This is a genomic window from Thermococcus gorgonarius (genome assembly GCF_002214385.1).
GTDB classification, from domain to species: Archaea; Methanobacteriota_B; Thermococci; order Thermococcales; family Thermococcaceae; genus Thermococcus; species Thermococcus gorgonarius.
On record NZ_CP014855.1, the window covers coordinates 981,328 to 994,930 of the forward strand.

At 49.8% G+C, this 13,603-nt stretch carries 16 protein-coding genes; 10 read left to right on the plus strand and 6 right to left on the minus strand.

The features are described 5' to 3' along the window. Positions 1–4 precede the first annotated feature (4 nt). Positions 5–1,657: a thermosome subunit beta gene (thsB, locus tag A3K92_RS05520; RefSeq protein WP_088885310.1), complete on the minus strand. Its 1,653-nt coding sequence runs from the start codon at positions 1,655–1,657 to the stop codon at positions 5–7. 190 nt (positions 1,658–1,847) lie between these two features. Between thsB and A3K92_RS05525 the strand changes: the two genes are divergently transcribed. The 3 genes from A3K92_RS05525 (at position 1,848) to A3K92_RS05535 (ending at position 4,062) form a co-directional block, all read left to right on the plus strand. Continuing rightward, the gene (locus A3K92_RS05525; protein WP_088886050.1) at positions 1,848–2,516 is read left to right on the plus strand and encodes a Kae1-associated kinase Bud32; all 669 of its coding nucleotides are present in this window, start codon (positions 1,848–1,850) and stop codon (positions 2,514–2,516) included. Between the two features lie 90 nt (positions 2,517–2,606). After that, positions 2,607–3,218, plus strand: coding sequence for a hypothetical protein (locus A3K92_RS05530; RefSeq protein WP_088885311.1), 612 nt, complete (start codon positions 2,607–2,609; stop codon positions 3,216–3,218). A 61-nt stretch (positions 3,219–3,279) separates the two neighbouring features. Further along, complete coding sequence (locus tag A3K92_RS05535; protein ID WP_088885312.1) at positions 3,280–4,062, plus strand: hypothetical protein; 783 nt, start codon at positions 3,280–3,282, stop codon at positions 4,060–4,062. On the opposite strand, the gene A3K92_RS05540 is transcribed toward A3K92_RS05535, so the two are convergent. The 3 genes from A3K92_RS05540 to A3K92_RS05550 form a co-directional block, all read right to left on the minus strand. Then, positions 4,021–5,901, minus strand: a complete 1,881-nt coding sequence (locus tag A3K92_RS05540) for a threonine--tRNA ligase (protein WP_088885313.1) — start codon at positions 5,899–5,901, stop codon at positions 4,021–4,023. The genes A3K92_RS05535 and A3K92_RS05540 overlap by 42 nt on opposite strands. A gap of 88 nt (positions 5,902–5,989) precedes the next feature. Next, the gene (locus A3K92_RS05545) at positions 5,990–7,084 is read right to left on the minus strand and encodes a mechanosensitive ion channel family protein (protein ID WP_088885314.1); all 1,095 of its coding nucleotides are present in this window, start codon (positions 7,082–7,084) and stop codon (positions 5,990–5,992) included. A gap of 2 nt (positions 7,085–7,086) precedes the next feature. Then, the gene (locus A3K92_RS05550; RefSeq protein WP_088885315.1) at positions 7,087–7,728 is read right to left on the minus strand and encodes a DUF432 domain-containing protein; all 642 of its coding nucleotides are present in this window, start codon (positions 7,726–7,728) and stop codon (positions 7,087–7,089) included. Positions 7,729–7,820: 92 nt separating this feature from the next. Here A3K92_RS05550 and A3K92_RS05555 point away from each other — a divergent pair, with 92 nt between their 5' ends. Genes A3K92_RS05555 through A3K92_RS05575 form a run of 5 tightly spaced genes read left to right on the plus strand, consistent with a single transcriptional unit; the run spans position 7,821 to position 11,114 of the window. Next, entirely contained in the window at positions 7,821–8,408 is a 588-nt protein-coding gene (locus A3K92_RS05555; protein ID WP_088885316.1) for an exosome complex RNA-binding protein Csl4, read from the plus strand. Beyond that, positions 8,409–9,053, plus strand: coding sequence for a DUF2067 family protein (locus A3K92_RS05560; protein ID WP_088885317.1), 645 nt, complete (start codon positions 8,409–8,411; stop codon positions 9,051–9,053). Then, positions 9,043–9,330 carry a DNA-directed RNA polymerase subunit L gene (locus A3K92_RS05565; RefSeq protein ID WP_088885318.1) on the plus strand — a complete coding sequence of 96 codons (288 nt, stop codon included), beginning with the start codon at positions 9,043–9,045 and terminating at the stop codon, positions 9,328–9,330. Before A3K92_RS05560 ends, A3K92_RS05565 begins: the two co-directional genes overlap by 11 nt. A 45-nt stretch (positions 9,331–9,375) precedes the next feature. After that, a complete protein-coding gene (locus A3K92_RS05570; protein ID WP_088885319.1) occupies positions 9,376–10,713 on the plus strand; it encodes a glycosyltransferase family protein in 1,338 nt (445 codons plus the stop codon). Between the two features lie 14 nt (positions 10,714–10,727). Continuing rightward, positions 10,728–11,114, plus strand: coding sequence for a ribonuclease III family protein (locus A3K92_RS05575; protein WP_088886051.1), 387 nt, complete (start codon positions 10,728–10,730; stop codon positions 11,112–11,114). On the opposite strand, the gene A3K92_RS05580 is transcribed toward A3K92_RS05575, so the two are convergent. Next, positions 11,115–11,684 (minus strand): ASCH domain-containing protein, encoded by a 570-nt coding sequence (locus A3K92_RS05580; protein ID WP_088885320.1) that lies wholly within the window; start codon positions 11,682–11,684, stop codon positions 11,115–11,117. Further along, positions 11,681–12,019 (minus strand): ASCH domain-containing protein, encoded by a 339-nt coding sequence (locus tag A3K92_RS05585; protein WP_088885321.1) that lies wholly within the window; start codon positions 12,017–12,019, stop codon positions 11,681–11,683. Before A3K92_RS05585 ends, A3K92_RS05580 begins: the two co-directional genes overlap by 4 nt. Before the next feature lie 96 nt (positions 12,020–12,115). Between A3K92_RS05585 and A3K92_RS05590 the strand changes: the two genes are divergently transcribed. Beyond that, positions 12,116–12,280: a class III signal peptide-containing protein gene (locus A3K92_RS05590; protein ID WP_088885322.1), complete on the plus strand. Its 165-nt coding sequence runs from the start codon at positions 12,116–12,118 to the stop codon at positions 12,278–12,280. 16 nt (positions 12,281–12,296) lie between these two features. Beyond that, positions 12,297–13,520 (plus strand): A24 family peptidase C-terminal domain-containing protein, encoded by a 1,224-nt coding sequence (locus tag A3K92_RS05595; RefSeq protein ID WP_088885323.1) that lies wholly within the window; start codon positions 12,297–12,299, stop codon positions 13,518–13,520. Positions 13,521–13,603: the final 83 nt, after the last annotated feature.

The following is a 13,603-nucleotide window of genomic DNA, read 5'->3' on the forward strand; positions in this document are numbered from 1 at the left end:
GGCATCACATGCCCATGTCCATACCGCCCATTCCACCCATGCCGCCAGGCATTCCGCCCTCGCCCTTCTCGGGCTTGCTTGCTTTGGCGGCAATAACGTCGTCTATGCGGAGGATCATTATGGCGGCCTCGCTGGCGCTCTTGATGGCCTGCTTCTTAACCCTCAGCGGCTCGATGATGCCCTTTTCGAGCATGTCTGCAGGCTTGCCCTCGAAGACGTCGATGCCTATCCCAACGCCCTTGTTCTTGTGCTCGCTGATAACTTTGACGAGCATCTCGACGGTGTCGAGACCGGCGTTTTCAGCGAGAGTCTTCGGGATTATCTTGAGGGCGTCTGCAAAGGCCTCTATAGCGAGGGCCTCCTTTCCGCCAACGGCTTTAGCATACTCGTCGAGCTTGATGGCCAGCTCGATCTCCGGGGCACCGCCCGCTGGAAGTATGTAGCCGTCTTCCATGACATCCTTGACGACCTTGAGGGCATCCTCAAGGGCTCTCTCGACTTCATCGATGACGTGCTCGGTGCCGCCGCGGATGAGTATGGTCACGGCCTTCGGGTTCTTGCAGCCCTCGACAAAGATCATGCTCTCGCCGGCGATCTTGCGCTCCTCAACGAGCTCGGCATAGCCGAGATCTTCAGGGGTGAGATCCTTGACGTTGGTAACGATCTTTGCTCCCGTAGCTTTCGCGAGCTTCTCCATGTCGCTCTTCTTGACCCTTCTAACTGCCATTATGCCCTTCTTGGCCAGGTAGTGCTGGGCGAGGTCGTCAATACCCTTCTGAACGAAGACGACGTTGGCACCCGTTTCTGCTATTTTCTCGACCATTTCCTTGAGCATCTTCTCCTCCTGCTCTATGAAGCTCATGAGCTGGTCCGGGCTGGTGATGTTTATCTTCGCATCGGTCTCGGTCTTCTTAACCTCAAGGGCCTCGTTGATGAGGGCTATCTTGGCGTTTTCAACCCTCTTGGGCATCCTCGGGTGGACGACCTCCTTGTCGATGACGACACCGCGGATGAGCTCGCTCTCCTCCACGCTCTCGCCGGCCTTCTTCTCGATCTTGATGTTGTCGATGTCAACCATGTATCTACCGTCCTTCTTCTCGGCAACCTGCTTGACGGCCTCAACGGCAAGCCTTGCAAAGAGTTCCTTGTGGCTCTCGGCGTTCTTGCCCGTTATTGAGGTCATGGCTATCTTCATGAGGGTCTCCTCATCGTCCGGATCAACCTCAATGGCTATCTCATCGAGTATTTCCTGGGCCTTCTCCGCGGCCAGTTCATAACCCTTGATGATTATGCTCGGGTGGATGTTCTGGTCGAGCAACTCTTCAGCCTTCCTGAGGAGTTCTCCAGCGATGACAACGGCAGTGGTGGTTCCATCACCGGCCTCCTTGTCCTGAGTCTTCGCAACCTCAACCATCATTTTAGCGGCCGGGTGCTGGAGATCGATCTTATCAAGAATTGTGGCACCATCGTTCGTAACAACTATATCTCCGAGGCTGTCGACGAGCATCTTGTCCATGCCCTTCGGGCCGAGGGTGGTTCTCACTGTCTCGGCTATTATCCTTGCGGCCAGAATGTTGAGCCTCTGGGCGTCCCTTCCGACGTACCTCTGGGTCCCCTCGGGCAGAATAACAACCGGCTGTCCACTAAGCTGTGCCATTTGACATTCCTCCTATCAGATTCCTTTTTGCAGAAACGCTTCGTCAGCGTTCTATAAAAAGTTTTGGTTCAAAAATTTCAAAAAAAAGCTTTAAAATTGTAATAATGACAAAAATTCTAGGAATTATGGGGGAAAGGACTAAAACCCTTTCCAGGAAGTTCTAATGGAGGAGAGAGAAAGGGGTGATATCGTGAAACTCATAGCTCAAGGAGCCGAGGCAAAGATCTACGAGGCCACTTTTGAAGAGGTGTTCGGTGCGCCTCTGCTAAAGGAGAGGGTAATAGTCAAGCACAGGATCCCAAAGCGTTACAGGATAAGGGAGATAGACCTCAAGCTGAGAAAAGAGAGAACTGTAAGGGAGGCAAGGATACTCCACAGGGCAAAAGAATTCGGCGTAAACTGCCCCCACGTGTACGAAGTTGACCTTAGAGACATGAAGATTATAATGGAATTCATAGAGGGACATCGCCTTAAAGAGCTGCTGGAAAAAGTCGAAATGGAAGAGAGGCTGAGCCTTTGCAGGGAAATCGGGAGGCAGATAGGAAGGCTTCACAAGGCAGGGATAGTCCACGGCGACTTAACGACAAGCAACATGATACTTAGGAATGGTAAAGTCTATCTAATCGACTTTGGTCTGGCGGATTTTGATTCAACTCTCGAAGCTAGGGGTGTTGACCTCCACCTCCTGAAAAGGGCAATGGAGAGCACCCACTACAACTGGTTCGAAAAGGGCTTTGAGGCTGTCTTAGAGGGCTATGCTGAGATTATGGGCGAAGACCTCAGGGACGAAGTGGAAGAAAAGATACGGGAAATAGAGAGCAGGGGACGCTATAGGGAGAGAAGCTGGATATCTGGGTGAATTTCTCAATTTTGAGTTTCGGTACTTCAGTTTATGGTGGAGAGGGAAGGTTTTTAAATGGAGTGAAAGAGAGGGCCCCAGGTGGTGGAGGTGAAGTTTAAAGGCTGGGCCTTCGGCTCAACCGCAAGGATTGAATTTGACATAATGACTCTGGGCGAGCTTAAAGTTGAAGACTTCCGGGACTTCGACATTGATTCAATTAGGCTAGAATTCAGGCCCAGCTCGTCCGGGATAAAGATAATCGGGATATGGGAAGGTCCCATTGAGAAAGCCGGTGAGGGCATTAAAAAAGCCCTCGAGGAGAGCTCGAAGTTAAGGGAGAGAATAATGCGCAGGATAAAAGCCAAAACCGATTCAATAAGAGGTACTATGCTTCAGCTGGGTTTCAAGGAAGAGGTTGTGGGGTATGGAAGCGCTCTTCGCTTCACAAAAAAGATAGGGTCGTATGAAATAGTAGTCGTTGTCTCAACAACAGACAACGTGGTTCGGGTTGAGGTCTACGGAAACGACAGAAAGGTCATCAGTCCCGAGCTGGAGAGTATATTTGGGGAAGTTGAAGTTGAGGAACTTGAGGTCTACGACTTGGAAGACAGCCGTGAAGAGCGCCTTGTAATAAACCTCGAGATCCCCAAAGACGATGAAAAACCTGAAAAGAAAATAGCAGAAGCTATCAAGATCATTGAAAACATGCTCATGACCTAAGACAAACTTTTTATGTTCAAAACCTTAACTTTTTTATAGATCGAGTTGCTAAAATATAGTAGTGGTTCCAGTGAACGTGGAGAAAATTGAAGACTTGTTTAAGACTATAACCCCTGGAACAACGGTCTCGTTCATCTATGAAACGTACTCAATGAGCTGGGAGCTCCCACTTGTTCTGATAAAATATCACATAGAAAATGGAAACGCCGCCGTGATCTCAAACTATTCACGGCCTGTCGGGCACCTTTTCAGAGATTTAAAAATCCTTGGGATGAACGTAAAAGAGGTTATTAAAGAGGACAGGCTATTCATAATTGATGTTTTTGGTTCAAGACATCGTATAATAGAGGGCGGAAAAAACATCTTCTACCTTGACAGTGTGGAGCCAGAAACTCTAAACCCCAAAATCTGGCGTATTTACGAGGAAAACATTATACCCAGAATCAAAGACAAATGGCTTCTACGGGTCATATATCCCCTCCATGGTGTTGTTCACTTTGCCGGAGAGGAACCCACAATCAAGATAATGAGTCAGGTAATAGCCAAATACTCTTTGAACCTCCCAAACAGCACCATGGTACTGGTCTTCAACAGGGACACCGTTTCGAAAAACTTCACGGCATGGACAGTAGAACTAAGCGACTACGTCTTCTTATCAAAGGTCTTCCTTGGGAAGGGGGCCATTGAGGAACATCTTTACTTCCTGAAGGCACCGGTTCCAGGATTTAAACCCAAAGAATACCGTCTGATAAAGACTGGAAAAAGGGGAAGTGGAATGTTCAGAATAAAGAAGGTGGGGGAATCATCCCCTGAACTTCGGCCTCCTGCTGATGAGAAGCGGTAGGGGCCTTGGTTTGTATGGGAAGCCCTCGGTTTTTTGCCTTATCTCCCTTATCAGGTCTTCCAGCTGCATCTCGAGTTGTTTGCCGTCCTCTCTTCTTCTCACCGTCACGGTGTTCTGCTCCCTCTCGTTCTTGCCGACGACGATGATGTAGGGAATCCACTCCTTCTCGGCCTTCCTTATCTTCTTGTTGAGCCTGTCGTTGGTGTCGTCAACGTCCACCCTTATCTTAGCGCCTTCGAGCTTGCCGGCGACGTAGAGGGCGTAGTCCATTACATCGTCGCTGACCGGTATAACCCTAACCTGTATCGGGCTGAGCCAGAGCGGGAACATCGGTTTCTTGCCCTGAGCCTGCAGCTTTGCCTGCTTCTCGAGTATCGCGTACATCACGCGCTCAATGGCACCGCTCGGGGAGCAGTGGAGTATGAGCGGGTAGCGCTCCTTGCCCTCCTCGTCGTAGTAGGTTATTCCGAAGCGCTCGGCGTTCTCGACGTCGATCTGGACGGTGCTCAGAGCTGCAGCTTTGTCGAGGTTGTCGACGAAGTTGAACTCAAACTTGAGGATGAAGTAGAAGAACCTCTGGTCCCACATCTCAATGAGGACGGGCTTGCCTATGATCTTGGCCAGCTCGACGATGAAGTCTCTGTTCTCCTCCCAGAAGTCTCTGGTAAAGCGTATAGCGACCTCGTAGTCATCTGGCGTTAGGCCAACTCCCTTAAGGACTTCCATGCTGAGCTTGTACTGCTTCTTGAACTCGTCCATGGCCTGCTTGAGGTCCTTCGCTACGGTGTGCATATCGGGCATCGTGAAGGCCCTTAACCTTCTCAGACCGCTGAGCTCACCACTCTTTTCGCGCCTGAAGGAGTAGCGCGTAAGCTCGTACATCCTGAGCGGCAGGTTGCGGTAGCTTATGGTCGCGTCCTTCTTTATGAGGAACTGACCGAAGCACGCGGCAAACCTAAGGAAGAACTTCTTGTCGCCGCTCTTAACTATGTACTGCCTCGCTGGGAAGCGGTTGAGATACTTCTCAAGCGCCGGGTGCTCGAAGTCGTACATGATCGGCGTTTCCACTTCCATTGCACCGTACTCAACGACTTTCTCAGTTACGTACTGCTCAAGGAGGCCCTTTATCAGTCTGCCCTTTGGATAATACCTGAGGTTGCCCTGATCGCTTCCGGGCTCATAATCAACGAGCTCGTGTTCCAGCATGAGCTTAACGTGCGGAGGCTCCCTGTCGGCAACCCTGTTCTTGCTTATCTCGTAGTTGGCGAACTTCTTGAGGTTCTCGTGGCCGGTGAAGTCGAACTTGTCAACCTCGATGAGCTCACCTTCAGGAGTGAGGATGTACCAGTAGCTCTTCAGCTCTTCCTCCTTCTCAAGGGCTATGTTGCGTTCCTCCTTGCTCACCTCTTCCCCGCTCGGGACTACCGTCCTGCTGAGCTCAGCGAGTGGGTGTCCCTTGCAGCTCAGCTTGAAGGCCTTGTAGTAGCCGAAGGGCGCTCTCTTAACCTCGAAGCCCTCTTCCTTGAGCTTCTCTTCGATCTTCTGGAGAACCTTGAGTGCAACGTCCGGCTTTGCCAGCTCACTGCTCAGGTGAGCGAAGGGATAGACAAAGACCCTCTCGGCTTTGACCTGCTCTGCTACGTCCTTGATCTCCTTCACGGCTTTCTCAACGACCTCGTCCGGGTTTGACTCATCGACCTTCTCGACGCTTATGAAAACCGCCAGAACTTCGTCAAGTCTTCCCTTCTTCTGCTCTTCACTTATTGGCTCGGGGTTCTTCAGGGCCTTGTCCTTGACCTCGTATTCGAGGTAGTCTGAGTGTATTAGAAGCATTCTCATCCTCAACCACCACCCATAGCTGGAGGTAAATTACTAAAAGTTTTCCCTTTGGCTTATAAACCTGTCCAAAGAGGAGGAAAAATGTTGCTCAGCTTTCCCCCTCCCCCTCGACCTTTATCCTTATGGGCTCCGCGAACCAGTTGACCCTCTGCGGGAACGGTATCTCTATGCCCTCTCTGTCAAGGGCTTCTTTGACCCTCTGGACTATCTGAGTCCTCACGTCAAACCACTTCTCGCTGGGCACCCATGCCCTAACGGCTATGTTGACGCTGTTGTCCCCGAGATTGTCCACGAAAACAAGAGGCTCTGGCTCTGCCAAAACGTAGGGCATCTCGTCAAGGGTTTTCTTTATCACGTCTATCGCTTTCCCCGCATCCTCTTTGTAGGCTATGCCAACTATAATATCAACTCTCCTCGCCGGGTACTTTTGCAGGTTTTTTATCTCGCTGTTGAAGAGCTTCTCGTTTGGAATCCTCACGAGAAGGCCGTCCCACGTCCTTATCCTGGTTGAGAGGATTCTGATGTCGTGCACTATTCCGGAATAGCCGGCCACCTCAACGGGGTCGCCTATCCTGAGGGGCTTATCAAAGTACATGAATATGCCCGAGATGAAGTTGGACACGACAGTTTGAGAGGCAAAACCGAGGACGATACCTGTTATACCAGCCGCCGCGAGGAGCGTTGTCAGCCTGCCCGTGAAGCCAGCAATGTTGAGGGCTATGAAGAACGCAAGGGTAACGAGGGTGTAGTAGAAGAGCTTCGCCTTGACCTGAACCTCCGGAAGATTTTTCGTTGAAGAACGCATTATCATGTAGTCTTTTGACTTCTTGGCAAGGAGGTAAGAGAAATAGAACACGAGGAAGGCCGTGAGGAGGTTGCTTATATTTACTCCCCCAATCTTAAAGGACGTAACCCCAAGGGCATCAAAGGCATAAACGAGGGTTATAACCACTATCAGGTTGTGGAGCGTTGATGCAGTGTCCTCGTTGATTATCCAGACGTACTTGGTACTCCTGGAGAGGTTGAGGAGATACCTCCTTACCAGCCTTGCAATTATGAAACCCGCGATGAGTATGAGCAGTGCTTTGGTGATCTCTCCGATGGTTATACCGAGGATTAGGGTCTGGCCAAAAGCACCCTGCTCCCAGAATGAAGTCGTGTTCTGAACCACTGTAGAGTTCATCCTCACCACCTCATCAGAAAGTTTGGAAGCGAAAGCTGGTTGCCCAAGGCGTTCAGCCCCTCCTTGGGTGGTTTCCCCGTGTTGTTGACCTCCGGAATGTGGTTTTTAATTGTAACAACAAGCAGGGGATAATACGCCTTATCCTCCGTATAATACATTGGGCTCCCTTTTATTGGGACTATAACCTTCTCAAGGGATTTCCACTCGCTTGAGGGATTCGAGATGATCAGCTTAACCACGCCTAAACTCTCGGGCTCTTCCAGGTAGAACGGGCTCACATGATAGCGGCATATAACCCCCGCCTCAAGCGTTCCGTAGAGGGCGTATTTTTCCTTTCCGACAATAAAGTGATCTACGCTCAGATCACCAACCTTAACATCAATCTCCACTGGGGCTTCAATAAACCCCACCAGAGAATCCCGAGGGGGAACCACAACGGGTTCCCTGAACTTCACCATGAGGAGCCTGACTCCATAACCCACCGCTGGGGAAGGCAGAATTTTGAGTTTTTCCCCGTTGCTCTTGATGAGTTTTTCAATTTCATCCCGCCTGTACCTGATGATACCACTTTTGTCCTCAAGCAGGTGTATCTTTTTATCGCCGATTTTTATGAACCCTGTTTTTAGTTCATGTTCTCCAAACATGGCAAAGGTCTATTCATCCAATATAAATTTAAAAGTATCGCCCTGGCAAAGGCTTAAAAAATCTCCCAGAAATTTCCTAAGTGGGTGAGGGGATGGAGGTTAAAAAGACACCAAAAGAAGGCGATTTAGTGCTCCCCGGGGATCACCTGGGAGTTATTGAAGAGTATCTCCCGGGTGAGGGCGTGAAAGAAGAAAACGGCGAGTTAATAGCTACAAGAGCAGGAAGGGTTAGAATAGATAAGGAGAAAATGGAAATCCACGTCGAGCCCGTGACGGATATACCACCCCTTCCAAAAGTTGGGGACATAGTTCTGGCACAGGTCATTGATGTTAAGCCCCAGGCGGTTATAGCCCATCTTCTTAGAATAGAGGGAGAAGGCGGAAGAGAAATCGCTACTTCAAAACTGGCCGGAATCCATGTCTCCCAGATCAAAAACGGTTTTGTCGAGGACATAAGCAACGAGTTCAAAATAGGCGATATAGTCCGCGCTAGGGTAATCTCTAACGAAAAGAGCCCAATTCAGCTTACTACAAAAGATCCAGACTTGGGAGTAGTTTACGCATTCTGCTCCAAATGCAGAACGCCTCTCATAAGAAGAGGGGACAAACTGATCTGCCCCAAGTGCGGAAACGTTGAAACAAGAAAGCTCTCAAGGCTCTACCGCAAGCTGGTGATCTGAATGTCCAGGGCAAAGAGGGTTATAACAATACACGTGAGGAGCGAGGAGGAGAAGGAGGAACTGCTTAAGGAGATTCAGAAGCTCAGACTGCCGGCTTTCATATACGTTCACGGAAAGCTGGATTCAATCAAGATAAACGTCCAGGGAACAAAAGATGAGATAAGAGAAGCCATAGGAAAAATAAGGGCCATCCACAATAGGGTCAGGGCGAAGCTCTACCCGGATAAGAGGGGACTCTACCACTACTCTCCCGATGACCTGTTCAGGGAAGCGGGAACCAGCGTCTCTCTGCCGGTTCTCCTCAGGACACTCCGGCTAAAGGGAGAAACCGTGATTTTCGATGAAGACAAGAAAGAGCTCGTAACATCGCTCCCCTGGACAGAAGCCCTAAGGCTAGTTAGAGAGCTGGGGCAAGCTCTGGCAGAGATATCCCTCCAAACAACCCGCCAGATAAGAGAGGTAGTCCTCCCTGTGTCTGTGGTCTACGGTATCCCGGCGGAAGACGTTCTTGAACTCTTGGTAGAGCTTGGCCTGGCAGAGTGGAAGGAGGATAAGTTTAAATACGAACTTATAAAGAACAAGGAGCAGGCCTTAGAAGAGGTCATCAAACACCTCTCCAAAGAGGGTGAGGAAGATGAAGATTGAGGTCATCAAAAGGGAAGACAACAAACTTGAGTTTTACCTAGAGGGTGAGGATCACACCTTCGCCAACCTACTGGTCGAGGTTCTCCACGAGGACGAACACGTTAAATTCGCGGCTTACTCAATAGATCACCCAATTCTCATGGCCAGAAAACCGAGGTTCAAGGTTGTAACGGACGGCAATGAAAGTCCCGAGGAAGCACTTGAAAAAGCTGCCCAGAAGATATTCGACAGGGCCAGGGAAGTTCTTGAGGCCTGGAAGAGCGCAATTTCCTCTTGAGTTTCTGGCGACAATTTTTTAAATTCTTAAAGTATACCACTCACCATGAGAAAGTTAAAATTAAGCCAGGGGAAAGAGCGTTCGTTTTACATTCTCTTGGTTATACTACTCCTGTCACTCTCGATCAGGCTTTATATAGCGCCCCACTCGACCGGAAGCGATATTACCCAGTTCTATGGCTTCGCCGGAACGATGCTCCACCACCCCCTTGACTTCTATTCCTACGCCGATGGGGAACACTGGCAAGAAGAAGGATGGCCCTACAACTGGCCCTACGTCTACGGTCCGGTTTTGGCATATTTGCTGGCCCTTCTGAGGATTATCGTGGGCGAGGGAGCCGTTAAGTTCTTCTGGGACGCCTCCGGCTATCATGTCTTCGCCTCCAGATCGTGGATTATGGCCGTAAAATCACTGTTCATCCTCGCTGATGCAGGGACAGGAATCCTTCTTTATATCCTCCTGAGGAAAAAATCGGAAAAGCTTGCTCTGGTTGTTTCCTCGCTGTACCTTTTCAACCCCATGGTTATCTACGTCTCCTCGGTATACGGCATGTTCGATGGGCTTGCACTTCTTCCCTTCCTGCTCGGGCTTTATTTTGTTGAGAAAGGAAGGAAAAACCTTGGTTATGGCCTGATTGGCTTCGGCCTGGCGGTCAAGCATACGCTAATTTTTCCAGCCCTGATAGTTCTCTGGGATGAACTACTCGACAGCTGGAAAAACCCGGAGGCACTCAAAAAATCCCTCAGGAGTTTTGTGGCCGGGATAGTTATTCCGTTCCTGCCCTTCCTCCTCAAACCATCATCTTTGCTTGAGATACCCGATCTGCTTCAGGGTATGAAGCCGGACTACACCTACCCAATAGCTTACAACCTCAACGGAATAGTTTCCCTCCTGACCTTCATTCACGAAATTGGAAACCTGGACACGCTTTTCTACATGAAGCACTGGGTTATTTTCTCAGTTTTAGCCCTAACAGTCGTTCTTTTCATCCACTACAGGCTAAGAAACCTGCGAGTTTCTATCGCCCTTGCCTATGCAGCGTTCCTCCTCACCTACTGGAGGGTTAACACCCAGTACACCCTTCCACTAATAGCGTTCCTCCTTCTTGCCCTGCCTGAACTTGACTGGCCGTCGAGGGTAGTAATGTTCCTCCCGATAATACCCCCCACCATCTGGCCCATAGCCTTCCCCACCAGCTTCTGGTTCCACGTTCACATTGAACATCCAAACTGGGACATGGTTAAGATGGTGGACAGGCTAACCTTCATGATCTTTGAGACGGGGCCCTTTGTGGTGATATCGGTTTTATTCACGCTTTCGCTCTTTGCCCTAATGGTCTGGATGCTCGCAATTTCGTTCGAACTGAGGAGGTGCAACGGTTGAAGGAAAGACCCAGGATAAATTACTCAAGGGATTTCAGAGACAAGGGACTCTCAACCCTCGGTGATTCGCTCGTGAACTTCATTTACTCCATAGCTCTCAGCGGATACACCGGAAAGCCAACCGGTGGAAGGGTTCCAAACGCTTCGCTGGCAATCGCCCTCGAGAGAGCAGGGTTAAGGCACCTTGTTCCGCCGAGGACGGACAAGCACGGCAAGGGCGATATAGCAGAGGCAATAATGGCCTACGCGTGGCTCGAAGGAGTCATAACGATTGAAGAATGCGTTAGAATCCTCATTGAGAACTTTGAGGAGGACGTTCTCCACCCCTACCGAAGAAAAGAGGCCCTTGGCAAGGCCTTCGGGGAGCTCCTCAAGGTTGTAAAGGATAGGCTTTCCCTCTGATCAAACCTTCGGCTCTATCAGTCCCCTCTTTCTGAGCTCCTCGTAGGCCCTTCGCAGGGCGTTTCTTATGAGATACCTTTTGTTTAACCCACCCAGCCGATAGGCAGCCTTTCTAAGGCTCCCGGTTTTCAAAAAGAGCTCTATCAGCTTTCTATCTTCCTCCGGAAGATCCAGGTATTTCAGGGCTTTCTCAGCTATCTCAACCGGGAGGTTCCCCTCGTATGCGTAGTCAGAACTCGTAACGGGCTTATCGAACTTCTCTATCAACCTAAAGACCACCACATGGGCCTTTGAGTCTTCGTTTACCCACTTGTAGTGTTCTTTGAGGGCATTTATGAGTTCCTCCCTGCTGGAAAAACCATCTAAAAAGGCGTCCTCATCGGTCAGCTCTCCAACGGTCTTGCTCTCGATACGCTCTATAATAGCCTTTCCCAGGACGTAGCCGCCCGAGTGAATGAGAACCACGTCCCCTTCTTTCAGGTTGGGCCTTTTACCGAGCCTAACGGTTGCCCGCTTCTTCCCCTTCAAGATAGCCCCGGCGTATTTTCCGTCGAACTCAAGGTGCTTCATTTTTCACCACCGATGAGCTTGAACTTTATGGCCATCACCCCATACCGGTTCTCCTTCCACTTTGGGTACATTCCGTGGAAACGCTTCAGGGCCCTCTCAAAGCTGGGCTCGTCTGGAAAGATCTTTTTTATGGGCTCTTCCCTCAGCACCTGCCTGAAGGTTTCGTACCTCTTAACCTCTGTAACAACGGCTGGGATGGAGTCGTTGAATATTATTCTGTCTCCTGGTTTGATGCCCCTCAGCTGGGGGTACGCTACCCTGACCTCAATTCTCTTCTCACCAGAGCGTATAAACTCGAGATACTCCTCGTGCACCTTTAATCGATAAACCCTCATGGTCCCTCACAGTTTAGAGGTGGGAATGATTTAAAAAGATTGGCAGGGAAACCCTTAAATCATGGGAACGCCAGAGATAGATGTAGGTGGATGATGATGAAGCGGGCTCAAACTGCCATAGAGTATCTCTTCATGCTCGCAGCTGCCCTGATTCTTGTGAGTATAGCAATGAAAACCGTTATTGACACAAGCAAACAGCTCGAGACTACGATTTCCAACTACACAAAGACCGTTAGAGAGAGGGTTCTGGAAAACCTTTGATACTGGAGGGAAAGGAATGGAGTGGTACAGTGTACTCATTATCCTAGTTGGATCACTGATGGGGATTTTTACTTCATACACTGACATCAAAACTGGGTTCATATTCGATAATCATGTCTTCCCCACCCTTTTTCTTGTGGAAAAGGCAAAAGGACTGGAAAACGAAGAGGAAGAAGTCCAGCTTCCGAAATGGATGGAAAAAATAATAATCCCTGCAACGGAGATCGGTTTTATAGTCTACCTCTACCTCGGGCTCATCAAAGGAGACTATCTGCTGGCAATTTCCGGAATCCTGGGCTTTTTCATCGGGCTGGTTCTTGGGCTGATTCTGTATTACACGGGAGCGTGGGCTTCTGGAGATGTCCTGATTTTGGCCGCATTCTCAGCTCTCCTGCCGTACCCACTAAGCTTAGCCAAGGTTGTTGCCCCTTACGAAACTTCTTACCCCCTCTATCCTATAGCAATCCTCTTTAACAGCGTACTCGCCGTTTTTCCGTTTCTTTTCGTCTACGCCCTGGGCGTGCTCCTGGTTAGAAAAAACACCAAGAGACTTAAGGACGTCTTCTCGGAGAAGGCATATCTCTCAGTTGAGGTAACCCTCTGGCTTTTGGTTGGAACTGCCCTGGCCGTCTTTCTAAATCAGATCGGCTTTTCAGTGGGGAGAATTTACCAGTACGTCCTCACGATTGTTCTTTTTGTGGTCTTTGGAAAGTACAGAAAAGCTGGAGACGTTGCGGGTCTTGTCTCTCTTGCCTACCTGGTTTACCTCGTAGGAACAGACGCCCTTTATGCATTTGTCAAACTACTGGCTGTGATGTATTCATTCAAAGTATTCTTCTCCGTAGTTCGGGTTCTTAGGGAGGAAGCCCTTGTTGAGGAAGTTCCCGTTGAGGAGTTGAGGGAATGGGACATACTGGGGGAGACCATATACATTGAGAGGGATGTTGTTAAGAGGGACAGGAGAGGCTTCTTTGAGGTTCTCAGAGATGCCATAAGAACCGGAAGCATCAAATCCCAGAACGTCTATAGAGGCGAGATAATAGCATCCCCAACGGCAGAAGGACTCAAGAAGGAGCAGATAGAGAAGCTGAAGGAACTCGTGAGGGAAGGAAAACTGGACAACAGATTCCTGAGGAAGAAAGCGATGCCCTTCGCACCAAGCATCTTTCTGGGGTTCCTAATCGCGGCCCTCTGGGGGGACGTGTTCTGGTGGCTTGTCCTAAAGACGGCGGGACTGTAGCGGGGGTCAGTGAAGGGCGTGGTCATCAACTTTCAGCAAAGCAAAAGCTCCTCATCCCCCCTGTGGGTTCGGCAGGAAGCCCC